At 46.1% G+C, this 24,971-nt stretch carries 17 protein-coding genes and 1 pseudogene; 10 read left to right on the top strand and 8 right to left on the bottom strand.

The features are described 5' to 3' along the window. Window positions 1–64 precede the first annotated feature (64 nt). Window positions 65–838 (bottom strand): hypothetical protein, encoded by a 774-nt coding sequence (locus SAPGRDRAFT_RS17480; RefSeq protein WP_002660697.1) that lies wholly within the window; start codon window positions 836–838, stop codon window positions 65–67. Window positions 839–960: 122 nt separating this feature from the next. Here SAPGRDRAFT_RS17480 and SAPGRDRAFT_RS17475 point away from each other — a divergent pair, with 122 nt between their 5' ends. The 6 genes from SAPGRDRAFT_RS17475 (at window position 961) to SAPGRDRAFT_RS17450 (ending at window position 4,726) form a co-directional block, all read left to right on the top strand. Continuing rightward, complete coding sequence (locus SAPGRDRAFT_RS17475) at window positions 961–1,650, top strand: DUF975 family protein (RefSeq protein WP_002660696.1); 690 nt, start codon at window positions 961–963, stop codon at window positions 1,648–1,650. A gap of 132 nt (window positions 1,651–1,782) precedes the next feature. After that, window positions 1,783–2,013, top strand: a complete 231-nt coding sequence (locus tag SAPGRDRAFT_RS17470) for a hypothetical protein (RefSeq protein WP_002660695.1) — start codon at window positions 1,783–1,785, stop codon at window positions 2,011–2,013. A gap of 202 nt (window positions 2,014–2,215) precedes the next feature. After that, window positions 2,216–2,860: an RDD family protein gene (locus SAPGRDRAFT_RS17465; protein ID WP_002660693.1), complete on the top strand. Its 645-nt coding sequence runs from the start codon at window positions 2,216–2,218 to the stop codon at window positions 2,858–2,860. Beyond that, the gene (locus SAPGRDRAFT_RS17460) at window positions 2,857–3,381 is read left to right on the top strand and encodes an RDD family protein (RefSeq protein ID WP_002660691.1); all 525 of its coding nucleotides are present in this window, start codon (window positions 2,857–2,859) and stop codon (window positions 3,379–3,381) included. The genes SAPGRDRAFT_RS17465 and SAPGRDRAFT_RS17460 overlap by 4 nt, the downstream gene beginning before the upstream one ends. Window positions 3,382–3,437: 56 nt before the next feature. Next, window positions 3,438–3,932 carry an RDD family protein gene (locus tag SAPGRDRAFT_RS17455; protein ID WP_002660689.1) on the top strand — a complete coding sequence of 165 codons (495 nt, stop codon included), beginning with the start codon at window positions 3,438–3,440 and terminating at the stop codon, window positions 3,930–3,932. Window positions 3,933–4,150: 218 nt separating this feature from the next. Beyond that, a complete protein-coding gene (locus SAPGRDRAFT_RS17450; RefSeq protein WP_002660687.1) occupies window positions 4,151–4,726 on the top strand; it encodes an RDD family protein in 576 nt (191 codons plus the stop codon). 335 nt (window positions 4,727–5,061) lie between these two features. On the opposite strand, the gene SAPGRDRAFT_RS17440 is transcribed toward SAPGRDRAFT_RS17450, so the two are convergent. The 5 genes from SAPGRDRAFT_RS17440 to SAPGRDRAFT_RS17415 all read right to left on the bottom strand — a co-directional run bounded on the left by SAPGRDRAFT_RS17440 (window position 5,062) and on the right by SAPGRDRAFT_RS17415 (window position 16,851). Then, the gene (locus SAPGRDRAFT_RS17440) at window positions 5,062–11,478 is read right to left on the bottom strand and encodes a T9SS type A sorting domain-containing protein (protein WP_002660685.1); all 6,417 of its coding nucleotides are present in this window, start codon (window positions 11,476–11,478) and stop codon (window positions 5,062–5,064) included. Window positions 11,479–11,771: 293 nt separating this feature from the next. Next, the gene (locus SAPGRDRAFT_RS17435; RefSeq protein WP_002660684.1) at window positions 11,772–13,064 is read right to left on the bottom strand and encodes a nucleotide sugar dehydrogenase; all 1,293 of its coding nucleotides are present in this window, start codon (window positions 13,062–13,064) and stop codon (window positions 11,772–11,774) included. A gap of 236 nt (window positions 13,065–13,300) precedes the next feature. After that, entirely contained in the window at window positions 13,301–14,248 is a 948-nt protein-coding gene (locus SAPGRDRAFT_RS17425; protein WP_002660682.1) for a phytanoyl-CoA dioxygenase family protein, read from the bottom strand. Next, window positions 14,235–15,713, bottom strand: a complete 1,479-nt coding sequence (locus tag SAPGRDRAFT_RS17420; protein WP_002660680.1) for an O-antigen ligase family protein — start codon at window positions 15,711–15,713, stop codon at window positions 14,235–14,237. The genes SAPGRDRAFT_RS17425 and SAPGRDRAFT_RS17420 overlap by 14 nt, the downstream gene beginning before the upstream one ends. Further along, on the bottom strand, window positions 15,706–16,851 hold the full coding sequence (locus tag SAPGRDRAFT_RS17415) for a Wzz/FepE/Etk N-terminal domain-containing protein (protein ID WP_002660679.1): 1,146 nt from the start codon (window positions 16,849–16,851) through the stop codon (window positions 15,706–15,708). Before SAPGRDRAFT_RS17415 ends, SAPGRDRAFT_RS17420 begins: the two co-directional genes overlap by 8 nt. A 398-nt stretch (window positions 16,852–17,249) precedes the next feature. Between SAPGRDRAFT_RS17415 and gap the strand changes: the two genes are divergently transcribed. Then, on the top strand, window positions 17,250–18,254 hold the full coding sequence (gap, locus tag SAPGRDRAFT_RS17410) for a type I glyceraldehyde-3-phosphate dehydrogenase (RefSeq protein ID WP_002660677.1): 1,005 nt from the start codon (window positions 17,250–17,252) through the stop codon (window positions 18,252–18,254). A gap of 51 nt (window positions 18,255–18,305) precedes the next feature. Then, window positions 18,306–19,517, top strand: a complete 1,212-nt coding sequence (locus SAPGRDRAFT_RS17405; RefSeq protein WP_002660675.1) for a phosphoglycerate kinase — start codon at window positions 18,306–18,308, stop codon at window positions 19,515–19,517. Between the two features lie 166 nt (window positions 19,518–19,683). Here SAPGRDRAFT_RS17405 and SAPGRDRAFT_RS17400 read toward each other — a convergent pair whose 3' ends face one another. Further along, on the bottom strand, window positions 19,684–20,127 hold the full coding sequence (locus SAPGRDRAFT_RS17400; RefSeq protein WP_002660673.1) for an EF-hand domain-containing protein: 444 nt from the start codon (window positions 20,125–20,127) through the stop codon (window positions 19,684–19,686). Between the two features lie 325 nt (window positions 20,128–20,452). After that, window positions 20,453–21,595, bottom strand: coding sequence for an acyl-CoA dehydrogenase family protein (locus tag SAPGRDRAFT_RS17390; RefSeq protein WP_037350929.1), 1,143 nt, complete (start codon window positions 21,593–21,595; stop codon window positions 20,453–20,455). Window positions 21,596–22,023: 428 nt separating this feature from the next. Here SAPGRDRAFT_RS17390 and proC point away from each other — a divergent pair, with 428 nt between their 5' ends. Further along, complete coding sequence (gene proC, locus SAPGRDRAFT_RS17385; RefSeq protein WP_002660669.1) at window positions 22,024–22,812, top strand: pyrroline-5-carboxylate reductase; 789 nt, start codon at window positions 22,024–22,026, stop codon at window positions 22,810–22,812. Window positions 22,813–23,032: 220 nt separating this feature from the next. Continuing rightward, window positions 23,033–24,424, top strand: a pseudogene (gene nhaD / locus SAPGRDRAFT_RS23855) (sodium:proton antiporter NhaD). Window positions 24,425–24,971 lie beyond the last annotated feature (547 nt).

The raw sequence follows: 24,971 nt of genomic DNA, 5'->3' as shown, positions 1-24,971 counted from the left end.
GGCCGAGCAGACCTGCGAGCCCTGACACAGCCCGGCCGCCGCAGGCGGCAGGCCCCAAACCCCCTTAATAGAACTTCAGTTCGTCGCTACGGGTATTTTCATTATAGATAAAGAAGGGGATGCAGAAGCCTGCGCGCAAGCCATAGAGCATATCGAACTGAGTTTCTGTATTGGCTTGGCGGAGGTGGTAATCCCAGCCTCGGACGCTAGTGGTAAAGGCCTGATTGAAATCTAGGCCCACAAAAAGATTGAGCATGCGGTTGCGGCTCATGTATCGGTAGCCCACAAACTGCTGCAAGCTCAGGCCTGATCGGCGTTGGTCATAGCCATTAAGATAATCGCCCTGCAATTGTGGCAGTTCCTCCTCTCTGCTCATGAGGCGGATGCGCACCCAATGTTCCATATAGCCGGCGCCTAGGCGAAGCTCCAGATTGTGGCGGCGGTTTTTTTTATTGAGTGAAATCAGCTTACCGATTTGGCCGGTAAAGATAAAGCCCCTTTGGCCTAGTTGCGTTAGGCCCATATCGCCATAAAGGCTAATCAGTTGGCCATTGGCCTCGCGCAAGGGCGCCAGAACATCGGTTTTCACTCGATCGGCAAAAATGACCTGGCCGGAGAGGCCAAAAATCCAGTTTTTGGAGCTGAGGTAGGCCAGTTGTCCCCCGGCGCTATTGCTTTGATAATAATCGGCCTTCATATCGCCCTCGGGCAGATGAAAAGCATAATTGATATCGATCAGGAAGGCGGCGGGCAGACTGCCCTCTTGCTCTTCCTTTTGGGCCCAAAGCGAATGCCCTAAGGAAAGGAAAATAAAAAATAGCGGAAAATAGAGTCGCATAAGATTGTTTTTTTGAACCCAGTAGATTGGGTTGCAAAGCTAAAAAAATAAAGTCAGTTTGAAAACGCAAGCCCATCTCAAAAGGTCCAAAACACAATTAACCTAAAAAATATATGAAAAAAATGCGTTCACAACTTGCGTTAATAAAAATTAAGACTTATACTTGTTACATCTTATTCAATAAACTTAAATTTTTAGACATGAAAGATGTATCAAATGTACAGTCATCGGCTGTAGTGGTTGAGTTGGGGATGGGGCAGCTCTTGAGCAAAGGTTTTGTTTGGGGCCTCAAAAACTTTTTGTCTTTGTTGGGGGCTTCCTTACTATGGATGCTTACGATTTGGATTCCGTATGTAAACGTAGGGACTACTATTGCACTTTTTTCTTTGCCGGTAGAGATGAGCAAGGGTAAGGCGGTGAATCCGCTTGCTATTTTTGATGGTCGTTATCGGAAGAACATGGGTGAATTTTTTCTTTGGGCGGGTTTGTACAACATGATTTTGGGGCCGGCCTATGTATTTGCGATTATTCCGGGTCTTATTTTATCTTATAGTTACTCTATGAGTTTGTATATTTTGCTTGACAAAGAGTTGTCGCCTTCGGAGGCGCTTAGTCAGAGCAATAAGATTACGCATGGGTATAAGTGGAGTTTATTTGCGGCCAAGGTGATATCTTTTCTTCCCTTTCCCTTGTTTTTGGTTATTCCGGAGATAGGTCCTTATTTATTTTCGCTATACTACATCCTTTATTTTCCTTTTTATTTGGGTTTAGAGGCCTATAGTTATGCGCAGTTATCTAAGCGTTTGTCTTAGCATAGATTAAGTTTTGGTTTTAAGAGCTATGGGGCGAGGGTCTCATCGCTCTTTTTTGGGTTAAAAGTGGCTAACTTACAACCTTGGGTAAAGCTTTAAGGTCTTAATGTTATACTGAAAATAGTTCAAAAAATGCTTGTTGCTAGACGCTCTGCCTTTTTATTAGATCATTTCCTTATGGCCCTGCTCTTGTTTTTTAGTCGAGAGTTGGGCCTTATTTCTTTTTTTGCGGCCCTAAAGCTTCCGAGTTTGGTCCTTTATTGGGGGCTCTATCTTAGCTTTTACATTGCCTATAGTTATATTTGTCAATCTGTTTTTAAGCGAACTTTAGGCAAAGTAGTTTTGGGTTTAGTTTGGGAGTAGCCCAATCAAAAACAACTACTCAAAAGGCTAATGTATAAGCTTTTTCTCCTTAACTTACCTCTTCTTCTAATTTGCATAGAAAAGGACTTTTTCTTAATCCTTATCCCTTACTATGCTTTTTTATTCGTTAGCTATTATTTCTCAGCTACCCCTTATATTCCGATAAATGGGCCAAACAGAAACTAATTTCAACAAATCCAATATGGCAAAAAAAGCCTTAACTCCGCCCCCTCATTTTGGCCGCCGTATTCTGGCCCTTGGCATAGATACGAGTATTCATCTGGCCGTCATTATCGGTTTACTCATTGGGATGAAAGAGCTGCCCTTTATTGTTGAGATGATGGACAAACTGCTTGAAATTTGGGGCGGCACCCCCGATGGCAGTGATTTCACCTTTGCGCTTGGCTTTTTCATTGCCTTTAGTATGGCCTACCAATATATGGGTCTGCGTTCTAGTTGGCGGGCCACTTTTGGGCAGCGCCTTTTGGGCCTCTATTGGCAGGCGGTGGGCAAAAAAGCCGAACAGCCCTTATCTTGGGGCAGTATTCATATTCATATTTGGAGTAAAATTCTGTTTTTGCTGCTTATTCCTATGAGTTTTGTCTTTTTTTTGGAGGATGGCTTTTATCTGGGTGTAGGCGTCTATTATATGCTGATGCTATTTATTTTTTACAATGAAGCTCGGCAGACGTCTTTGGGCCAGCTTTTTCATGATAGTTGGTCGGGCTGGACCCTAGCGAAAAAAGAAAAGAAAGCCAAAATTTCTCTAGAGCGACTAGAAGAAGACTTTTGGGCTGAAGAAACTGAAGCGGAGCGTCTTAAGGAACGTCAAAATAAATCTCGATGAACAAAAAAGTTGAACTTACCCCCCGAATTACGGCATTTATCATAGACAGCATTGTCATTGTTGTCTTTTCATTTATTGTTATTGGCATTTTAGGGCAAATCCGGCTGCATCCTTATATTACTCTTGGCCAACAGATAGAAGCCTTACTCCCCTCAATGGACTGGCTCTACTGGTGGATCATCCAACTGGCCCTAGCTCTAAGCTACCATTATGTTTCTTGGTCGGTTTGGAGCGCTAGCCCCGCCCAGCGGCTAACTCGCATAAAATTAGTCAATGCTCAGGAGCAAAAGTTATCGGTTTGGGTATTTCTTTTTCGCCTATTTCTCAAAGCCCTGATCATCAATGTTCCGCTTTTCCTCACTGTTTCTAATTACAATTATTTCCTGCTCTCTGGCCTAATTTACCTAGCCATTCTCATCATTGGCAGCAAAATGATTTATGAAAACCCTAAAGGCCAAATGTTTCATGGATTGCTGAGCAATAGCCATTTTGTCTATTTGCCAGAGAAAAAAAAGCGATAAATTTTATTCTTTACTTCCTCCTTGAGCTCCAGTGAGGACTATAGCCCCAACAAATTATGCAAAAGGTTGAATTTAGTATACGAATTTTAGCTTTTATTCTAGATAGCATAATCATCGTTACTCTTTCCATCATGGGCGTCAATATTCTAGCGGATATTAGTCCACAGCTATCACAATTGCAGGTTCAAGATTACTGGCTCTACTACTGGATTGTTCAACTTGGCGTGGCCTTGGCCTATCATTATACGGCCTTTTCGCTCTGGTCGGCCAGCCCTATGCAACATCTAAGGGAGCTAATATTGGTTACTACAAAGGGAAAAAAACCATCTTTTATTCAGTTTTCTATTCGTTTATTCATCAAGGCGATCGTCGTCAACATTCCGATATATATGTATGTTTATGATCAGGACCTTTTTTTCTTTGCGGGCGCTATCTACTTGGCCATTCTCCTCATTGGCAGCAAAATGATTTATGAACACCCTAGGGGCCAATTACTACACGGTCTAATGAGCAATAGCTATTTTACTTATTTACCGGAACAAGAAAGCTAGCTGTTTTTTTTGGGGCTGCCCCTTCGCTACGCTCGGGTCGGGCTGTGTCGCAGCTCGCAGGTCTGCTCGGCCCTGCGCCGCCTTTGGCGGCTGGGTCTGGCCCTTTGGGCCACTGCTATCCATCCCTCAGCCGAAGGCGGCCGCCCTGCTTTTGGCCTTTTTGGCTCCCTAATTCTTTTTGGCCCAATAGTCATTTTACCACCCTAATAAATACAGCTATGTCTTTATCCAAAGAAATGAGCGACAAGCTACAAAAAAGAGTAGTTGCTAGTTTTTTAGACCTTATTTTGTGTTTAGTACTCTCTATTTACCTTGCTCATTTATTTTCAGAAGAAATATATGAGCTCTATTATCAACAGCTTAATCTAGACCCTTTTTCGGAAAAATACAACCAAGCCCTAAATACCAATCGCTTGGGGCAAAAGCTCAACTGGATTCCCTTTTTCACGGCTATTGTATTTGCCTATCATTGGGCCTTTGAGACCAGCCCTATGAAAGCTACTTTTGGCAAGTTTTTGCTGGGCTTATATTGGAGCTCGCCAAAAAAAAGCTATTGGCGTTGGGTAAAACGGGCGGCCTTTAAGACCTTTATTTTTTGTGGACCATTTGTTTTATTTATTTTTGGAGAACATGTACTTCTGGTTTTCTTTCTTGTCCTCGTATTTTTGGGCGGCAACTACCTCTATGTACTCCAACAAACCGAAGAGAGTAGCAAAAATGGGCAGCAACTAGCTATTTATGATCGTTTTTTTGATAGTTTTTTGCAACAAAAGCCAAAAAAGAAAAAGCAGTAAGCGCTACGACTATGCCTTGACTAGCCTAAAATTCTTATCAAAGGATGGCCGAGAAGTTAAATTCATGAGGGGTTTTAGCCCTCATTCATAAGTCATTGCGAAGCAATACCATGCTTACTGTAGGTTTCAACCTACAGTAAAAAGGGCCGAAGGCCCGTCGGCCTAGGGGCCTGAAAGGGTGCCGCGAAGCGGCAGACCGAGTTTTTTGAGCAGAGCGAAAAAAGCGAAGGGCCGAGCAGACCTGCGAGCCCGGCAAGGGCCCGGCCGCCGAAGGCGGCAGGCCCCAAAAAAGCATAAAAAAGCCCCCAGCTAAAATAGTTGGAGGCTTTCTTCATTTAGTGTCTTAAGACAAATCGTTTTCGCCAGCTTTCGCCTTGCAGATGAAGCTCTAGTAAGTAAAGGCCATTGGGCCAATCTTCTAGTGTCAGCTGCTGTTGCTGTTGCCCTGCGGGCCAATTGGCCTGTTTTAGCAACTGTCCAGATAAATTATAAATCCGGAGTTCGCCATTTGATAAGGGAGTGGCTTTGAGCTGCACATTTAGCTGTCCTGAAGAGGGATTGGGAAAAAGCTGCAGTTCTTGATAAACTTGGGCTAGGGGAAGCGTTGCCGTGCCGAGCTGGCAAGTTGCGGGATCTACCCCCACAGGCAAAGCCTGAATAATTGTATCCGAACCGCAGTCGTTGTAGGCATAGAGGCGAACCTCATAGCAGCCTGTATCTGGGTAAAAATGGAAGGGGCTGCCAAAGCTGGTGGCGGTACTATCGCCAAAATACCAAACTTGGCTTGTTTGATTGACCGACAAATTGCTAAAGCTCACTGAAGTACCGCTGACCGTATAGCTAAAGTTGGCGGTAGGCAGGCTATCTTGATATAAGATGACCGAATCTTGTCCGCTACAGCCTGTTGGGGCGGTTACCGTGACTTCATAGACGCCGGCAGAACTAGCGAGGACGGTTTGGCTGGTATCGCCAGTAGACCAACTATAGCTATAGCCTTGATTACCAAAACCTGCATCGAGTAAGCGGTTATCGCAGATAGGCAATAGAGAGCCTAAATTCACATAGGGTTGGTTAGCCAACTGGCTAATAAAGATAGAATCAGAGAGCTGGCAACCAAAGTTATCGATCAAACTCAGGCTATAATTTCCGGGGCTTGGGGGAATAATCTGGCTCGTTGTATCGCCAGTAGACCAGCTAAAGCTTTGGGCCATATGGTCACTATAATTACTACTAAGTTCATCGGTACAAAGAGGACCATTGGCGGGTAATTCGAGAGGTTCTGGTAGCTGAAAGAAGATAGAGTCATTAGTTTGGCAGCCATTTCCAGCATCCATACTCAAATAATAAAGGCCTGTTGTATCGGCGATAATGCTTGCTGTTGTATCGCCGGTATTCCAGTGATAAGATTGGGCTTGAGCAAAGCTAGCATCGAGTACTGCGGTATCGCAGCTAAACAAGCTATCGGCTAAAACAGAAGGCAGGCGTACATTTACGCTAAAGCTATCGGTTTGGTTTGCGGCACAGCTTGTCATGCCATAGCCAAAATGCCAATCGAAGAAAGGGCTATAGCTTAGGCTGGGTAAAGTTGTCCCGTTCAACTCTGCCACATGGGCACTAGAGCTAATAGGATAATTTAAATCTTCTTGGATCAAGAAGTCGGTACTTAAGCCAACTAATTCTAGGCGATAGTCATTACCGGCAGGAATAAAGAAATTTGCGGCTAGGAACACCTTAGTTTGTGCCTGTTGAATAGTAAAGCTTTTCCGGGCTATTTCCTGATTATTTGCATCACGGAGGAGCAGTTCGACCGTAGTTGGGGCTGTAGCGGCATAGACGGCTACAGAGTCGAGTAAAGCAGCTTGAAAAGTATTAAAGGTATTTGGTAAGATAAAGGGTTGATATTGGTTAAGGTTTTGTGGATTGGGGGCCATTTGTTCGCCTAATCTGGTATAGGCTTTTGCTTGATTTTGGATAATAAAGCTTTGGCTACTATCTATATAGGCGGTATATGGAGCCCCTAAGAAGGCCACCGACTGACTATTTTGCCATTGTAGGATTCCATTGTTGGGCGGAGCCAACATATCTAGTGTTCTAGAGCTACAGATACTACTATCGCTGGCAAAATAAGGCAAGGGGGGCGAAAGCAGCTGCAGGTCAAAGCTTTTTCGGCTTTCGCAAAGGCCCATATTGGTCACGGTAACGCTATAGCTACCGGCTTGGTTAAGCTGAACTTGATTGCTTGTATCGCCCATACTCCATTGGTATTGATAATTGGGGTTCGTTGTTGTGGCAGTAAGTGCTAAGTTATTGGCAGATCCACAGATAGCGGTATCAGAAGGCATGCTAATGATTGGTTTTTCGGGCACATTAACTTGAACGGGGATACGGTTAGTGGCACAAGCTAGGCGGCTAATTTCCCATCGGAAGAAGGCGGGGTAAGAAGTTCCTAAAGCTAGTGGGTATCCAGATTGAATAGTTAAGGCATTGGTAGTTAGCGGGTAAGAGAAACTATTTATGGTATAAATACCTTTCCCCCAAATCATCCGGATAGTTAGTCGATAACCATTAGCTTGAGGTACAAACCATTGGGGGCTGATTATATTTTCTCCTAACTGCAAATTATAATTTTGGCGATACAGGCTATAGCCAAAACGATCTAGCAGTACAATTTCGACTTCTGCGCTAGAGTCTGCAAAAACGGAAAACTGATCGAGCAGCAGGGGTTCTTGGGCGTCAAAGAAGAGTCCTCTTTCGGGATAGAAGGAGTTGCCAATTTCTTCATAAGAGCCATTTAGGGTAGGGAACTCTTGCCATCCATAAAATTGAGAAGAATGCATAAAGTCTACTCCCTCTAGCCAAACTGTTTGACTATCTGTAACGGTTAGGTGCAAGCTATCACCGTAGCCCAAAATTTGCTGTCCGATAGAATCGGCATACCAAATTTGGGTATAGCCTGTACTGCTTGCAAAAATATCGATTCCAGAGGCACAGACTGTGGTGTCATTGGGCAACTGATTAAAGCTAGGGGGGTTGGTTAGATAAATAATCAAGGTATCTTCGGTGGTACAGCTTCCTATTTGTGCTTGGACCCAAACCGTATCACTTTGACTAAGTGTAATTGTTGGGGTCACACTTCCGTCAGACCATAGATAACTAGCATTAGGGTAGCTAAGATCTAGGGTTAGGCTATTTCCGCAGGCTGTAGAGTCTCTCCCCCAGTTGGTGTTAATTGTTGGAAGGACATCTACATTCATAGCTTGTCTTTGGCCAGGGCAGCTCAGTTCGCTCAGTTTCCAGTTATAGAAATAGTAATAGACCTGTTCAAAAGGAACACCTTCTTGCATTTGAATAGTGCCATAATCTAATGGAAAGCTAGTAGGGTAATCTGCATAAAGTGCGCCTGTACCTGTATATTTTTCAAAAAGGATTTGGTAGCCGGTCCCCTGTCTCAAAAATACGTTTATATCAATGGTAAGCGCGCCAAAATGATTGAAGTTATAAAACTGCTCATAAATATGTTGACCATTAGAGTCCAAAATTAGTACTCGGCCATTAACTAGACCATTGGCATAAAAATCAACTGTTTCTAGGTAAACATCCTCAGTCACATCAAAACGAATTCCTCTACGGTCAGAAGGCAAGATAAAATAATCGCCTTGGGTGGTATTATTATTCTGTATAAAACCTGCTATGAGCATCTCTGGAAACTTGGCATAGGCTTCTACAAAAAACTGGCTACTATCGTACAAAGTTGTAGTATAGTTTTGTCCTTCATGCAAAAACTGCCCAGCTTGAGCGGCATCCCACCAAAGGTAAATGCCCGAGCTATCTCCATCGGCGGCTAAGGTTAAGTCGCCACCACAAGAAACCGTATCATTCAATTGGAAAGCAACGGTATCTACAATATAGAGCTGCATACTATCTTGGTAACTACAACTTCCTATAGTCGCTGACAGTTCTATATTTTGAGATTGTGTGAGCTGAATAGTTGGCGAATTGCTACCATTACTCCAGTTATAGCTAGCCGCAGAAAGGTAGCTCATATCTAAGGTAATTTGCTGTCCACAAACCAAACTATCTTGAGGAAAATCAAAAGTTGGGGTGGCTAAGGCTTCAATATTTACTGTATCCCGTTCTTCACAGAAGTAGTCTCTAAGCTGCCAATTATAGAAGCAGTTATAAACTGTAGAAAAAGGAGTTCCTCCTTGTATTTCCAAGTCGGCATACTGCAAACTAGACCAATTAGAGTAGGGGAATTCGACAAAGACCTGCCCGCCAGTTCCCACTAAACGCAACTCTAAATCATTGGCCGCTGGAACCACAAAGTTAAGGGGTTGTTCTAGGGTTCCCGCAGCTGTGGCATTAACGGTGGCTGTAGCCAAAATTTGCCCCGAGGCATCTAGTAGCTGTACGCTACCACTAAAAGGAGCATTAAGATCTATTTCTACAGACTCTAAGTAGAAGTCGGTCAAGGCATTAAAACGAAGCCCCCGATAATTGCCCACATTATAATAACCCGCCTGCGTAGTTGTATTTCTTTGTGTTTCACCTCTAGTGTTCAACGTATAAGCGCCAAAAGCTTGCAAGTAAAAGCTATCTGTTTGTTGTACCAGCAAAGATAGACTATCTGTAGTGGCTAAAAGCTGTCCGTTAAAGTCTCTCCAAAAACGATGGCTGCCTGCTGATTGAGCCAAAAAGCTTATTTCTTGCCCCACACAAATGCTGCTGTCGTTTATAGAGCTGCTGGCCCCCAAAGGAGCAACAATATTGACATAGATACTGTCTCGGCTAGCACAAGCGCCGGTGCTATCTACTAAGTCAATGGCATAAGGACCACTATTACTAACCAAAAGCTGCGGTTGTTGGCTGCCATCGCTCCAGCTGTAAATTGTTGGCCCCGCATTGCTCGCATCCAATAAAACATCGGCCCCACAGCTAATGGTATCTGTCGGAAAATCAACTATGGGTGTATAAGCCGCGTCCCAATGAACCAAAGCCCGCTCTTCACATTTGAAGTCCCGAATTTTCCAGTTGTAAAAGCCTGCATAAACAGTCCCATAAGGAGTTCCTGTTACAAATTCTAGTTCTGGATACTGTAAATTGGACCAATTGCTATAAGGGAATTCCATATAGAGCTGTCCCCCTGCCCCTACTAAACGCAATTCTAGCCCATTGCCCGCAGGCACCGTAAAATTGAGCAAAATAGTATAACTACCCGCATTGGCTGCACTAAAAGGATGACTGGCCAAAACCTGCCCCGAAGACGAGCGCAATTGTAGCTCGCCCTGAAAACCCGCATTAAAGTCTAGTTCTACCGACTCCAAATAAAAATCAGTCAAGGCATTAAAGACAATGCCCCGATAGTTGCCTAGGTTGTAAAAGTTGGCCTGTGAAGTCGTTCCTCGCTGCGCTTCTCCCCGACTCAAGATTTCATAGCCACCAAAACTTTGTGCATAAACACTATCGGCCCCGCTTACGGTCAAGCTATAACTACTGCCCAAGGCCAATAGACTATCATCAGCCTGCCTACGCCAAAAGGTAGTATTAGCAGCATTATAAGCTTCCAAGAGTAGAGGCTGGCCCAAACAAGCCGTACTATCTGTAAAGTTGGTAAATATCCCCTGTGGTTGCAACACCTCTACATAAATACTATCCGTAAAACTACAGCTTCCGCTGCTATCGGTCATACTCAAACTAACTTGCTGTGTACTCCCCACTAAAATACTAGCCGTAGTCGCTCCATTGCTCCAGTTATAAATTGTTGGCCCTGCATTCGTCGCATCCAAGAAAACAGAACTGCCACAACTTAGGGTATCTTCCGGAAAGTTGGTACTAGGCGTATACAAACTACCCAAAACAACCCCTTGCTGCTCCAAACAAGCAAAACGCTCTATCTGCCAATTATAAAAACAACTATAAACGGTCGAGTAGGGCGTTCCCGCCAATAAACTTAATTCTTCATAATCATGATTCCCCCAATTCGAGTAGGGATATTCCATATAGGGCTGCCCTCCACTACCCGTCAAGCGCAACTCTAAGCCATTGGCCTGCGGTACCGAAAAGTTTAAGGGCAAAACAAATACGCCAGCCCCAACGGTCTGTATCGCATAGCTAGCCAAACTCTGCCCAGAAGCATCCAATAAGCTAACTTGGCCCGTATAACTTCCATTAAATTCTACTTCTACCGATTGCAAAACAAAGGCCTCCTTGGCATCAAAACGGATCCCCCGATAACTGCCTGTTGCATAAAATCCCGCCTGTGAAGTAGTTCCTCTTTGCTGCTCCCCTCGGCTATATTGCAAACTGCTCGCATAGGCATTCCAATACAAACTGTCCTCTTGCTGTAAGGGCATAGACAAACTATCTCCCTCGCCCAAAATTCCTCCTAAAGGGCTAGACCAAAACTGATAGGCCGCCAAAGGATCTCCCAAAAATAATAATGGACTCCCCACACAAGCTGTAGTATCTTGCAAATATGTTGGTCCCGACAAAGGCGCCACGGCCAAAAGCTCTATGCTATCTCGAACAGGACCCGAACCCGCATCTACATCCACCCAATAAATGCCCGGGTTATTCACGACAATGCTCTGCGTTGTCGCTCCGGTATTCCACAAATAACTACTGCCCGAATTGCCCGCATCTAAGGTCAAACTACTAGCAGGACAAAGCGGCTGGTCTGCCCCCAAATCAACCTGAGCCTGCAAAGGCAAAAGCACCGTCAAAAGAAATATAAATAGGTATACCTGTCGCATAAGCTTATGTTTTCTATGTTTTTTTGGGGGCTGCCCCTCCCTTTGGTCGGGTCGGGCTGTGTCGCAGCTCGCAGGTCTGCTCGGCCCTGCGGCGGCTTCGCCGCCTGGGTCTGGCCCTTCGGGCCACTGCTTTCCATCCCTCAGCCTGCGGGCGCTTCGCGCCCTGTAGAGCCTGATAGCCCTTTTCTAATACGAAATTTGAAACGAAATAGATCTAGGTCCAAAATAAAGAAAACCCATAAAAGAAGCACTCTTCTATGGGTTTTCTATCCAACTTTATGGTCCTAATTAGCCTAAAGTGTCCAGCGAACAGGCAAATCTTCAGCCCAATTCGCATATAGGTTTTTGAGGTCCAAAATAGGCGCGCCCCCTTTGCTTATAGAACGAAAATAAACGGCATCTAGCTGCTTGTATTCCTCATGGGCTACAGCCACAATGACAACATCGTAGTCTGTTCCGACCTCTTGGGCCAATTCGATGCCGTATTCATGGGCCACCTCATCGGCTGCGGCATAGGGGTCAACCACCTCTACTTGCAAGGCATAATCTTTTAGGGCCAAAATCAAATCCGCTACTTTAGAGTTGCGAATATCCGCTACATTTTCCTTAAAAGTAATGCCCTTCACCAACACCTTGGCCGATTTGGGATGCGTATCGGTCTGCAAAATAAATTGCAAGGCCTTTTTGGCCACATATTCGGCCATATTATCATTGATGCGGCGGCCACTCAAAATTACTTGGGGGTTATAATTGAGCTGCTGCGCTTTATAGGTCAAGTAATAAGGGTCTACCCCAATACAGTGGCCGCCCACTAGGCCCGGATAAAAATTGAGGAAGTTCCATTTGGTCCCCGCGGCTTTCAAAACCTCATAGGTATTGATATCCATTTTATCAAAAATGATAGACAACTCATTCATCAAAGCAATGTTGAGGTCGCGCTGGGTGTTTTCAATAACCTTGGCGGCCTCGGCTACCTTGATGCTGCTGGCCCGATGCACCCCTGCCTCAATAATGAGCTCATAGGTTTGGGCAATATTTTCTAGGGCCTCTTCATCATTTCCAGAAACCACCTTAATAATCTTCTCGATGGTGCGCTCCTTGTCTCCGGGGTTAATGCGCTCGGGCGAATAGCCCACTTTAAAATCTAGGCCCGCCTTTAGGCCCGATTTGGCTTCTAGGATAGGGATACAATCTTCTTCGGTGCAACCAGGATAAACGGTAGACTCAAAAACGACGTAGTCTCCTTTCTTTAATACTTGGCCCACCGTTTTGGAGGCCGAGAGCAAAGGATGAAGATTGGGGCTACGATGGCTATCAATAGGAGTAGGCACGGCCACCACATAAAAATGGGCTTGGCGCAAATCCTCTAGCTCATGGCTAAAGACAATATCGGCTCCTTCAAAAGCTTGGGCATCCAACTCCTTAGAGGGGTCTTGCTGCTGCTGCATTTGGGCCACTCTTTCGGCATTGATGTCAAAACCAATAACCGATAGTTTTTTGGCAAAGGCCAAGGCGATGGGCAAGCCCACATAACCTAAACCAATAACGGCTAATTTCTTTTCTTGGGCAATAAGTGCTTGATACATTTACTTCTTTTTATGAACTCATGGAAAAAGGGCTGCTGCTTCAGATTTTGGGCCAAAATCTAGTTTTTCTGGGCAGGCGGCTTGGCCGCCTGCGCTCCGGGCCTTGGCCCGCTTTTTTGGCCTAGCGATGTGCAGGGGGGGCCAAAGGCCAGACCGAGCCGCTGAAAGCGGCGAAGGGCCGAGCAGACCTGCGAGCCCCGAAACGTAGCGCCCGCCAAAGGCGGGAGGCCCCAAAATTACTGCATTAAACTTGGTCGCTCACTAATTTCATGATAGCGAATGACGTCTTTTGCGTAATAATGAAAAACCATGCTTTTGCGGCTAAGCTCGGCCGAGGCAATGGGGCTGCCCCCATGCAATAAATTGGCATGCCAAATTAGGATGTCCCCCTTTTTTGCCTCAAAATATTCTTTTTTCAGTTGTTTTGCACTGATTTGGGCCTCAATTTTATCCTCATAGGCTTTGTAGGCATTTTTGCCGAGGCGAAAAGCGCTGCCCCCATGCTCAAAATCAAGCTTAGAGACAAAGGGCAATTTATGGCTGCCGGGGTAGTAAAATAGAGCCCCTTGCGGAATTTTAATATCTTCTAGGGCAATCCAAACAGCAATCAGGTTATGCAGCGGATGAGTGGTCATATGGATCAAATCGGAATGCGCCCGCTGCTCGCTGCCCTGCAAAAAGTTGATCGATTGGAAGAGCTCTACAGGCCGGCCCAACAAAAAAGAAAGCAGGCGGATAAGCTCTGGCTTTTGGCCCAAACTGGCAATCAAAGGCGATTTTTTCCAGACAAACATCAGCTTGTTGCCATAGCGAAAAGCAATTTTTTTCTGGGCCAATAACTGCTCAATTTCCTGATTGACAGCCTCGGCCTCTTGGGCAAAATAGCCTGGAATAATGGCATAGCCTTTTTCGGACCAAGAGCGAACACCCTCCCGAATCAGGGGCGAAAAAGCCTGAAAATCGGCATTTTCATCGGCTGCTTGGGCCAAAGAATGGCGGTCCCAAAAAGGGAGATCATCCTGTGGTAAATCCTTAAAATCGGCATAGGAAATAGGGGCATATGGTGCCTTTTTGATGCCGTACTTTTTGTATAAGGGGCGCAAATACTCCAACTTAGAGCGGTTCAGGATATTACTCAGCTGATAAGTTAGTTTGAAAGAGCGTAAAAAACTATTGAGAGACATCTTTGGGGGAATTTAGCAGCCGGCGGTTACGGAGGTCAAAATTGACCAAAATGGCCATGGCAAAAAAGAAAAAGCTACCCACCTTATCCGTTTCAATGAGGTCGTTCATCAGCAAAAAGGCCGAGATAATCACGAGCATCATCATTAGGCCCATAGTCGCTCGCTTTTGTCGAGCATCTTGACTTTGATGATAGACCTTTTCGCCTAAAATAAGGCCATAGAATAAGAAAAAAATGAAGAGCAACATACCCAAATAGCCCTGTTCCACCAACAACATCAAAAAGTAGTTGTGAATCCCTGAGCGTTCGGGATTATCCGACACATAGGTCTGAAACCGATTGAGGCTATATTGCTTGTAGTAAGTATAAAAAGTACCTGGGCCAAAACCGACCCAAGGGGCCTCTGTCGACATCCTTGCACCGGCTACCCAACGGTAATAGCGCTCCGAAGTCGATACATCTTCTAGTTTGTAAGTAGCGGCTACAATATCGCCAAATTCTTTATGCGAGATGGTCCGTTCTGAAGGAGCCAATTCCATAAAATTATTGTCCTTAATGAGGTAGCCAAAAGCCAAAAGCACGGCCAAACTCGCCCCCAAAAGCGCCCAACGCATCAATTTGAACTGGATAATAAAATAGGCCACAACAGCAAGGACCAAAGAAACATAGGCCGCCCGGGTGTAGGCCGTTAGCATACCAAAAAAGAAGAGGCAAAAAGAGGCCCCAATAAAGAGCTGCCCCCAAGACCATTTTTTCAGGTTGCGCCCAAAAAAGTAGAGAATGGGCAAAAAGAAGGTCAGCACCGCCGCATAGTTTACATGGTTTCGGAAAAACGGGCTGGTCGCTCGGTTAATCTCCTTAAAGCCAAAATCGAGCAAAGCATGATGCGCCACCACCTTAAAGCTAGCAAAAGCCAAGGGAACTATCACCCACCACCACAAATGATGCAACTGCTTCTCTTTGCGAATCAAATGCCCGGTCATAAAATAAAAACAACCAATATACCACAGCTTGGCGAGGGTAAACTTTAGCGAAATTGTAAAGCTATCAGAGAGCAAACAGCTAAAGGCGGTCCAGGCAAAATGCAAAATGAGCAGCAGGCTAAGCGGATGCAGCCAAAAAGCCCCCGAAATCGTTTTGGGCTTGGTCAAAACCAAGAGAATATAAAGTAAAAGCACCCCCACAATCAGCGGCTCGGTGGGTAAATCGGTAGCCAAGCTATCACTAAAAAACACCTCCGTAGAAAGCGGCAAAGTGGTAAACAACAAATAGTAAATGACCCGATAATCTACCAAGGCCTGATAGGCCAACAAAACCCCAAAGGGCAGGGCCAAAAAGACCAGCTCCTCCAAAAGTAAACTGGCCAAGATAGCGAGCAGACTTAAAGCCGCCAAGGCCCAAAAAAGCTGCTGCTTAATGGGCTGCAAACGCGGATGAATCGTAAAATCTAAGCTAAATTTAGGCATTGAGCACTTCTTTCCAGTCAATTTTTCGGTTGAGTTCTAAGACCAAAACAGCCATCACCCCAATAATTAGGGCCAAAACGCCCGCCCCCAATACAAATAAAGAGCGACGAGGATAAGACTTCACTTTAGGAACCTCTACCTCCTCCAAAACAATAATAGAGCTGGCCTGACTAGCCGCCTGCGCCTTAAATTTGGCAAACTCCGAACGAATCTCCCCAATGTCATCGGTTAGGTTTTCAACTTCGTTTTCATAGGCCAAAATTCGCTCCCGCCCCTCATTATAGGCCTTTAGGTTAATGGCCGATTGTATGGTATCCGATTCCTCATTCAATTGCTTGAGCTGCTCTCGATAACCCGCAATCTGCGCCGAAATAACCGCCACCGAGTCTTTACGCCCCACCAACTTAAAGGCCTGCATTTTCGCCTCGCCCTCAGCCAATTTGGCCTGCGTTTTTACCAAGGCAGAAGCCAAAAGTTCGCCCTGCCGCTTCACATCATAAATCTTATATCGCGCACGCAATATATACAAGCTATCCGAAATCCGACGCAGCTCTTCCCGCTTATCCTTCAAGGCCTGCTCATAGGTCCCCAACAACTGCCGCTTGCTCGGCCCCGTCGCCCGCTTGTGTATCGCCTCCAATTTGGCCAAAACCGCCCCAAGCATCTCCGCCGCCTTGGCCGCATCCCGATCCTCCAAACTGATCTCAATCCCCGAAAATTCATTCTTTTTCACCTGATACAATTTCCGAAAACGCTGGGCCACCTTATACTCCCCCTTAGGCGTAGCCGCATTAATCGCATAACGCTCCGCCAACTTAAAACTATCCACCATAAAAGCCACCAAAGGCGAGGAATTGGCAAAAATAATCGAACGATCCACCGCATCCTCATCCCCATACAAACCATTGTTCTTCGTCTGAGAACCAAACAAATCTTTCTCCTCATTGGCCGGCATAATCGTGACCTGCGCCTTATAATAATTCGGAATCATCAAACTGACCACAGCCGTTAAGACCATAGCCGAAATGACAAAAATAATTAGCCCCTTTTTCCAACGCCAAAGACTACCAATAACCTCCAAAAGGCTAAACGCTAACTCCTGCTTTTTGGCCGCCGCCAAGTTGTTTTCTTCCATCATGGATGTTTCTTCTAGTTTTAATTGAACGCATTCGCTCCAAGTCCGCAAAGCTAATAAAGAAGTTCTTTAAATACTACTGTCTATAAATTTAGTCCCATTTTATCCGCTTTTTTTGGGGCTGCCCCGCCCTTTGGGCGGGTCGGGCTGTGTCGCAGCTCGCTGCTCGCTCGGCCCTGCGTTTTTTCGCTACGCTCAAAAACTGGGTCTGGCCTGCGGCCACTGCTATCCATCCCTCAGCCGGTCGCTGCGCTCCCCGGCGGCGGCTGCGCCGCCTTCTCAACTGGACCAATAAAATATTCCGCAAAAAAACTTTCTCTAGCTAAACTTTTTTTCTAACTTATCTTTCTTGCTTCAATGCAAGATGCAGAAAATTTGCTCACAACAAAGTAAAAATCAATATGAACAAAATACGCTTAGCCATCAATGGCTTTGGCCGCATTGGCCGCCTAGCCTGCCGCCGCCTACTCCAAATGCCTGAAATTCAAATTGTAGCTATCAATGATCTCGCCCCAGCCAGCAGCCTAGCTCACCTTTTCCAATATGATTCTAGCCAAGGAACGTATCAAGGTACAGTTCAGTTGGAAGAGGACCAGCTCCTCATCAATGGGCAGAAGATCCAAATTCTAGCCGAACGCAACCCCAAGGCCCTCCCCTGGACATCCCTAGAGATCGATATGGTCCTAGAATGTACCGGCATCTTCAGAACCCGAGAGAAAGCCCTACAACATATACAAGCCGGAGCCAAAAAGGTCCTGCTCTCCGCTCCCGCCAAAAGTGAAGGCATTCCCACTATCGTACAAGGAATCAACCAAAATGAAGTCATTAGCAACCAACTAGTTTACTCTAATGCCTCTTGTACCACCAATTGCCTAGCCCCTATCCTCAAAATATTTAATGATAGCTGGGGCATCGAACATGCCATCATGGAAACGGTCCACGCCTATACCGCAGACCAAAATCTACAGGATGCGCCCCACTCCGACCTCCGCCGCGCCCGTGCCGCCGCCCTCAATATTGTGCCCACCAGCACCGGCGCCGCCAATGCGGTCCAATTGGTTTTGCCCGAGCTAAAAGGAAAAATTTCTGCCGCCGCTATGCGAGTACCCGTACCCACCGGCTCTCTGATCGACCTCACCATTTTGCCCAAAAGTAACGCTAGTATCGAGGAAATCAATGCCGTCTATAAAGCCGCCGCCCAAGGCGACTTTAAAGGCATTCTGGCCTATAGCGAAGCCCCTTTGGTCTCTTCCGATATTGTTGGCAATCCCCACTCTTGCATCTTCGATGCCCCACTGACCAACCAACAAGGTCCCCTAGTTCGCCTAGTGGCTTGGTACGATAATGAATCAGGCTATGCCAACCGATTGGCCGAAACTGCTCTCTTTTTAGCCAAAAAATCTTAATATTGTGGCGGCCTTAAAGGCCGCCTTTTTTTTGACCAAAATCTTTTTGCTTTGAAGCTTAGCGACCTTTCTTTATCCAATAAACGCATTTTAGTTCGCCTAGACCTTAATTGTCCCCTAGATGGCGAGCAAAATATTAGCGACGACTCTAGAATTTTAGCCGCCCTACCCACCATCAAGTATTTGATAAAAAAAGGGGGCCGCCTGATTCTTTGCTCGCATTTGGGCCGACCAGATAAAAAACGCCTGCCCAATGGCAATATCGATCGACAACGTTTTTCTTTGGCCCCTATCGCCCAACGCCTATCCGAACTTTTAGACCAAACCGTTTTTTTCCAGCAAGATTGTATTGGCCCAGAGGTGCAAGCCGCCGCCGCCAATTTACAAAATGGCCAAATTCTACTCCTAGAAAATACTCGCTTCTATAAAGAAGAAAAAAAAGGCGATAAAGCCTTTGCCGCAGAATTGGCCGCCCTAGCCGATGTTTATATCAATGATGCCTTTGGTACCGCCCACCGCGCCCATGCCTCTACCGCTGTTGTGGCCGATTTCTTTCTGCCCCAAGCCAAAGCCATCGGCCTGCTGATGCAAAAAGAAGTAGAACAGGCCAATAAGTTATTGCATGAACCCAAACGCCCCTATCTGGCCATCGTTGGCGGCGCCAAAGTCTCTGATAAAATTTTACTGCTCGAAAAATTAGTGGAAAAGGTAGATGTTCTACTCATTGGTGGCGGTATGGCCTATACCCTGCTCAAAGCACAAGGCGCAGAAATTGGCGCTTCTTTGGTAGAAGACGACAAGCTAGATTTGGCCAAAAAATTCCTAGAAAAAGCAGCCCAAAAGGGCATTAAAGTACTTCTCCCCGAAGATTCTTATATCGCTAATGAGTTTTCGGCTACGGCAGAAAAAAAATTGGCCGATAATAAAAATATTCCCACTGGTTGGATGGGCCTAGATATTGGACCAAAGGCCCAAACCGCCTTTATCTCCGAAATTCAACAGGCCGCCTCCATCTTATGGAATGGCCCCATGGGCGTTTTTGAGTTTGCCGCCTTTGCCGAAGGGACCAAAAAGCTCGGCCAAGCTGTTGTAGAAGCAACTCAAAAAGGCGCATTTTCTTTGGTCGGTGGCGGAGATTCCGTGGCCGCACTCAAAAAATTGGGTAAAGCCCATGCCGTGAGCCATCTGTCTACTGGCGGCGGCGCTACCCTAGAGTATTTGCAAGGAAATGAATTGCCTGGACTCAAAGCTATCGAGCAATAAATTACTTATAACCAACAACTTAGGCGCAAAGGGAACGTTTTCCCTTTGCGCCTTTTTATCTTTCTCTTTCCCCCCCCTCCTACTATCTGTCGCACAGACATAAAAAAAGAGGCGCCGAAGCTCCTCTTGATCTAAATAGAAAACAAAAATCCCTTTTTACCCTATTCTAGTTTTTATTTTTTTTCCGTGCTTTTCTTTTGGCCGATTTTGGAGCCGCCTTCAACTCCTCTTTGCTAATGAAGCCGTCTTGGTTGCTGTCAATTGTTGCAAAATTCTTTTTGATGGGGCCTTTGGCTTCCGCCTCAGAAATCTGCCCGTCTTGGTCAGCATCTAGCTTCTCAAAACGCTTGCCTTTGCCTTTGCCCTTCCCCTTAGGTTTATTCTTTAGTTCTTCTAGAGTAATAAAGCCATTTTGGTCGCTATCAATTTTGTCAAAATTCTTCTTGAGGCGACCTTTGGCCTCTGCCTGAGAAATCTGCCCATCTTGGTTGGCATCTACTTTTTCAAAACGCTCTTCTGGAGACAAACGCTCTTTTTTTTCTTTTTGGTCTTGTGCCTGAACATTCAAAGCAATCAATCCAAAGCCAATTAACATCAGTAGGTTTTTCATAAAATTCATTTTTTGAGGATAAGATTTGTACCTCAGACGCAAGCTCTCGCCAAGGGTTTAAGGTCGCTTATTTTTTTATTTTTTTGGGGCTGCCCCGCCCTGCGGGCGGGTCGGGCTATGTCGCAGCTCGCAAGCCTGCTCGGCCCTGCGCTTTTTTCGCTTTGCTCAAAAAGCTGGGTCTGGCCCTTCGGGCCACTGCTATCTATCCCTCAGCCGGCTCCACCGCAGAGCTTGGGCTGGGCATTCGGCTTCGGCAGGCAAAAAAAAGGAGACCGATAAATCGGTCTCCTTTCTTGGCCCATAAAAGAGCAGCTTATATAGTAGACTAGTCTTTTAGTAAAGAGCGAGAAATAACTAACTTCTGAATTTCAGAGGTGCCTTCTCCAATAGTACAGAGTTTAGAATCTCGGAAAAACTTCTCTACGGGGAAGTCTTTAGTATAGCCATAACCGCCATGTACCTGAATACTATCGGTGGCTACTTTTACACAAACCTCAGAGGCCATATATTTAGCCATAGCCGAGATTTTGGTCACAGGCAAATGATTATCTTTAAGATAACCCGCCTTGCGCGTAAGCAATTCGGCGGCTTCAATTTCTGTGGCCATATCGGCAAGTTTGAAGGCAATGGCCTGGAACTTAGAAATGGCTTTGCCAAACTGCTCTCTTTCTTTAGAGTACTTTAGGGCCGCCTTATAAGCGCCTTTAGCAATACCTAGAGAAAGGGCAGCAATAGAAATGCGGCCACCATCTAGAATTTTCATGGCTTGGATAAAGCCTTCGCCCTCATTGCCTAGCAACTGACTCTTGTGTACTCGGCAATTTTCAAAGACCAATTCGGCAGTTTCAGAGGCGCGCATACCAAGCTTATTCTCCTTCTTACCAGCAGAAAAGCCTTGCATATTGCGCTCAATAACAAAAGCACTAATGCCGCGGCTATCGAGTAGGTCGCCTGTACGGACAAGCACCACCCCAACATCGCCACTGATGCCGTGAGTAATCCAGTTTTTGGTCCCGTTAATGATATAATAATCGCCATCTTTTTCTGCTGTACATTGCATACGCATAGCATCAGAGCCCGTATTGGCCTCGGTAAGTCCCCAAAAAGCAACATGTTCGCCACTGGCCAACTTGGGTAAATACTTTTTCTTTTGCTCCTCATTGCCAAACATCAAAATATGGTTGGTTCCTAAAGAGTTGTGGGCTGCCAAAGACAAGCCGATAGAGCTACAGACCTGAGATACTTCCTCGATCACGGTAATATACTCTTGGTAGCCTAGGCCTGTTCCGCCATATTCTTCGGGCACCAAAACGCCCATAAACCCTTGTTCTCCCATTTTCTGGAAAAGGTCTTTGGGAAAATACTGGCGTTCATCCCAATCCATCATGTCGGGGCGAATATGTTTTTCGGCAAAGTTGCGGGCAGACTCCTGAATAAGAGCCAAGGCCTCATTGGCTGAGCTGTTCATGTAATCCATAAATTAAATAAAGAGATTTTGGGGACCAATTTTGGGCTGTCCTTTTGGTCCAATAGTTTGAAGAGAGCGTTGCTCTCGGAGAAATGTCTGTTTCGCCAATTTACAACAAAAAAATTGATTTTCGGTTTTTCTGCTTTTTATGCCAAGCCTTGGCATAAATTAACTAGCTTCGGATATTGGGCCAAAAGCTAGCCGGCTGCGTTTTGCAGGCCCGAAGGGCCGCAGGCTTAGGGATGGATAGCAGTGGCCGAAGGCCAGACCGAGCTTTTTGAGCAAAGCGAAAAAAGCGAAGGGCCGAGCAGACCTGCGAGCTGCGACACAGCCCGGCCCGGCCGCAGGGCGGGCAAGCCCCAAAAAAACATCATATATAAGGTAAAGGACTTTATTTTACTGGATCAGCATACATTTAAATTTTCATTATGCAAACAATTGCTTTAGTGGGTTGTGGAAACTTGGGCAGTGCCATTATTAAGGGATTATTGGCCAGTGGGCAGGCGCCCCAGCAGATTCGGGCCAGTCGGCGTTCGCTTTGGGCCCTACAGCCCTTGGCTGAGCTAGGCGTACAGACCTTTTCGGATAATTTGGAGGCCATTCGGGGGGCTGATATTATCATTTTGGGCCTAAAGCCCTATGTTATGCCCAAGGTATTGGCCGAAATTGCCCCCAACTTAGGGCCGCAGCAGATGGTGGTTTCTTTGGCCACCGGCCTAAGTTTGGAGCGTTTGGGCCAACATCTGCCCGAAGAGCAGCCGCTAGTGCGGGCCATGCCCAATACGGCAGCCGATGTGAGCGAATCGCTTAGTTGTTTGGCCCAAAAAAACTGTAGTTTGCAGCAGCAAAAATCGGTGGGCCGCATTTTTGAAGCCATTGGCGTAGCGATTTGGATAGAAGAAGAACTGATGGAAGCCGCCACTATTTTGGGGGCTTGTGGAGTTGCCTATGTGCTTCGTTTTATTCGCGCCATGGTGCAGGGCGGCATTCAGCTGGGCTTTGATGCCCAAACGGCCAAAAAGATTGTTACCCAAACCACCAAGGGGGCAGCCGAGCTCCTTTTGCAAGGCGGCAAACACCCGGAAGAAGAAATTGATAAGGTCACTACGCCCAGAGGCTGCACCATTGTGGGCCTCAATGAAATGGAGCATTCGGGCTTTAGCTCGGCCCTGATCAAAGGGATTTTGGCTTCCTTTGAGGCCATTGAAAAGAAATAATCGGCGGCGGACTAAGCTGTCAGAACCGGCTCTCTTAAGGAAACCTTAAGAGGGCTTTAGCTTTTAGACCCGCTCTAAACAACTGACAAACAAACTTTTGTGTGGGCATTAAATTATATTGCCAAAAAAAACTTGGCCCCCAATGCCCCAATCAAATCAAAATCACTATTTTTAGCGGATACGAATGCATTTTCACTTACTATTCCTAATAAATTAAATTATGCTCTTTTCCGTTATCTTAAGTTTTATCATTGGTTATGTGGCCATTGTGTTTGAGCATCCGCTCAAGCTAGATAAAACGGTACCTGCTCTTATTATGGCGGCCCTCTGTTGGGCTTTCGTTTCTTTGGGCCATCTCGAGGTTTTTGATCATCATGGACATGAAGCGGCCCTCGATAATATTCTGCTTCATCATATTGGTAAAACTGCCGAAATTCTCATCTTCCTGATCGGCGCCATGACAATTGTAGAGCTAATTGACTTGCATGGTGGTTTTGGAGCGATTACCGATCGCATCAAGACGACCAAAAAATCGACGATGCTTTGGATGGTGATGCCTTTGGCCTTTTTCCTTTCTGCAACCCTAGACAACCTCGCTTGTACGATTGTAGTGGTGTCTTTGCTTCGCAAATTGGTGCCCGTTAAAGAAGAGCGCATTTATTTCATCAGTTTGGGCGTTATTGCTGCCAATGCGGGCGGTGCTTGGTCGCCAATTGGAGATGTAACCACCACTATGCTCTGGATTGGTGACCGTATTTCGGTTTCTGGTTTGGTCTTGGCACTTTTGCTCCCTTCTATTGCCTGTGCAATTATTCCTACAGCCGTGATGGCGGCTATGCCTTATATGAAAGGAAACATCACCCCTGCCGATACTTCTGACAATCATGCGGGAGAGAAAAACCCAAAAATCAAAGGGGCCGACACTATGCTTATTGCTGGTTTGGCCGGTCTGGTTTTCGTCCCTATTTTCAAAACGGTAACGCATCTTCCTCCCTATGTGGGCATGATGCTTTCTTTGGGGATTGTTTGGTTGATCTCAGAGTACCTTCACCCCGATGAAGAATTTGAAGATAAGTAGAAATACTCTGCTCACCACGCCCTTTCTCGTATCGAGATGTCTAGTATCCTTTTCTTCCTCGGTATCTTGATGGCCGTAGCCTCTCTAGAGTCCCTCAATGTACTTAAGGATTTGGCCGAAGCCATGAACGGCGTCTTCCCTTCTGAAAAAGAATACCTACCCGGTGTAGTTGGTTTGGACCTTGTAGTGGCTATTTTGGGCCTCGGTTCTGCCCTAATTGATAATGTGCCTTTGGTGGCCGCCGCTATGGGGATGTACTCTACCGAAGAGTATGTGATGGACCACAAACTCTGGCATTTCTTGGCCTATTCTGCCGGTACCGGAGGATCTATGCTCATCATTGGTTCTGCCGCTGGTGTGGCCGCTATGGGTATGGAAAAAATCGACTTTATGTGGTATATGAAGAAAATTGCCTGGTTGGCCCTTTTGGGTTTCTTTGCCGGAGCCATCGTTTTCTTGATCATGCACCCCTTCGTAGAACCTTACCTTATTGATACCGCTAGCCATGCCGCCCCCACAGGTGGAGGACACTAAGCGCTAGCCTCAGCTTTCTATACAAAATGCCTATTCCTGCTATAAGGAGTAGGCGTTTTTTTTGGGGCCTCCGCTGCGGCTTCGCCTTGCGGCGCTACGGTTACTCCCCTTGGTCGTCGAACTGCGCCCTAAAGGGCTTGTTGTGGCCGCTCAACAGTCTTTTTCTTTTGGCTGTTTTCTTCGGCGGTTGGGCGGTTTTGGGCCCATAGGCTGAAGCCCATGCTTGTAGACTGGGCAAACTGGCGGGCTAAAGCCCTTGTTTGCTGATGAAATTTATGGGGGAGAAAAAAACAAAATCAAACTACGGAAGAAAAAATAACCCTTGTTCAAAGCGGGAGAGGATTTTAATCCTCTCTGCACTATAGATGTAGAATGGGGTTGTTGTATGGCTGTAGGTTTCAACCTACAGTAAAAGGGCCGAAGGCCCGCCGGCCTAGGGGCCTGAAAGGGTGGCCGCAGGCCAGACCCAGCCAGCTTGCTGGCGCAGGGCCGAGCAGACCTGCGAGCCCGGCAAGGGCCCGGCCGCCGAAGGCGGCAGGCCCCAAAA

The organism is Saprospira grandis DSM 2844 (assembly GCF_000275825.1).
Classification (GTDB): domain Bacteria; phylum Bacteroidota; class Bacteroidia; order Chitinophagales; family Saprospiraceae; genus Saprospira; species Saprospira grandis_A.
Note: the sequence above shows the minus strand (reverse complement) of the source record. Positions and strands in the feature narration are given on the sequence as shown.

Coding starts and splice junctions, on each gene's coding strand:
- SAPGRDRAFT_RS17425 (WP_002660682.1), bottom strand. CDS start 14,248: ATGTCTCTCAATAGTTTTTTACGCTCTTTCAAACTAACTTATCAGCTG.
- SAPGRDRAFT_RS17435 (WP_002660684.1), bottom strand. CDS start 13,064: ATGTATCAAGCACTTATTGCCCAAGAAAAGAAATTAGCCGTTATTGGT.
- gap (WP_002660677.1), top strand. CDS start 17,250: ATGAACAAAATACGCTTAGCCATCAATGGCTTTGGCCGCATTGGCCGC.
- SAPGRDRAFT_RS17455 (WP_002660689.1), top strand. CDS start 3,438: ATGCAAAAGGTTGAATTTAGTATACGAATTTTAGCTTTTATTCTAGAT.
- SAPGRDRAFT_RS17470 (WP_002660695.1), top strand. CDS start 1,783: ATGCTTGTTGCTAGACGCTCTGCCTTTTTATTAGATCATTTCCTTATG.
- SAPGRDRAFT_RS17420 (WP_002660680.1), bottom strand. CDS start 15,713: ATGCCTAAATTTAGCTTAGATTTTACGATTCATCCGCGTTTGCAGCCC.
- SAPGRDRAFT_RS17480 (WP_002660697.1), bottom strand. CDS start 838: ATGCGACTCTATTTTCCGCTATTTTTTATTTTCCTTTCCTTAGGGCAT.
- SAPGRDRAFT_RS17415 (WP_002660679.1), bottom strand. CDS start 16,851: ATGATGGAAGAAAACAACTTGGCGGCGGCCAAAAAGCAGGAGTTAGCG.
- SAPGRDRAFT_RS17450 (WP_002660687.1), top strand. CDS start 4,151: ATGTCTTTATCCAAAGAAATGAGCGACAAGCTACAAAAAAGAGTAGTT.
- SAPGRDRAFT_RS17440 (WP_002660685.1), bottom strand. CDS start 11,478: ATGCGACAGGTATACCTATTTATATTTCTTTTGACGGTGCTTTTGCCT.
- SAPGRDRAFT_RS17460 (WP_002660691.1), top strand. CDS start 2,857: ATGAACAAAAAAGTTGAACTTACCCCCCGAATTACGGCATTTATCATA.
- SAPGRDRAFT_RS17465 (WP_002660693.1), top strand. CDS start 2,216: ATGGCAAAAAAAGCCTTAACTCCGCCCCCTCATTTTGGCCGCCGTATT.
- SAPGRDRAFT_RS17390 (WP_037350929.1), bottom strand. CDS start 21,595: ATGAACAGCTCAGCCAATGAGGCCTTGGCTCTTATTCAGGAGTCTGCC.
- SAPGRDRAFT_RS17400 (WP_002660673.1), bottom strand. CDS start 20,127: ATGAAAAACCTACTGATGTTAATTGGCTTTGGATTGATTGCTTTGAAT.
- proC (WP_002660669.1), top strand. CDS start 22,024: ATGCAAACAATTGCTTTAGTGGGTTGTGGAAACTTGGGCAGTGCCATT.
- SAPGRDRAFT_RS17475 (WP_002660696.1), top strand. CDS start 961: ATGCGTTCACAACTTGCGTTAATAAAAATTAAGACTTATACTTGTTAC.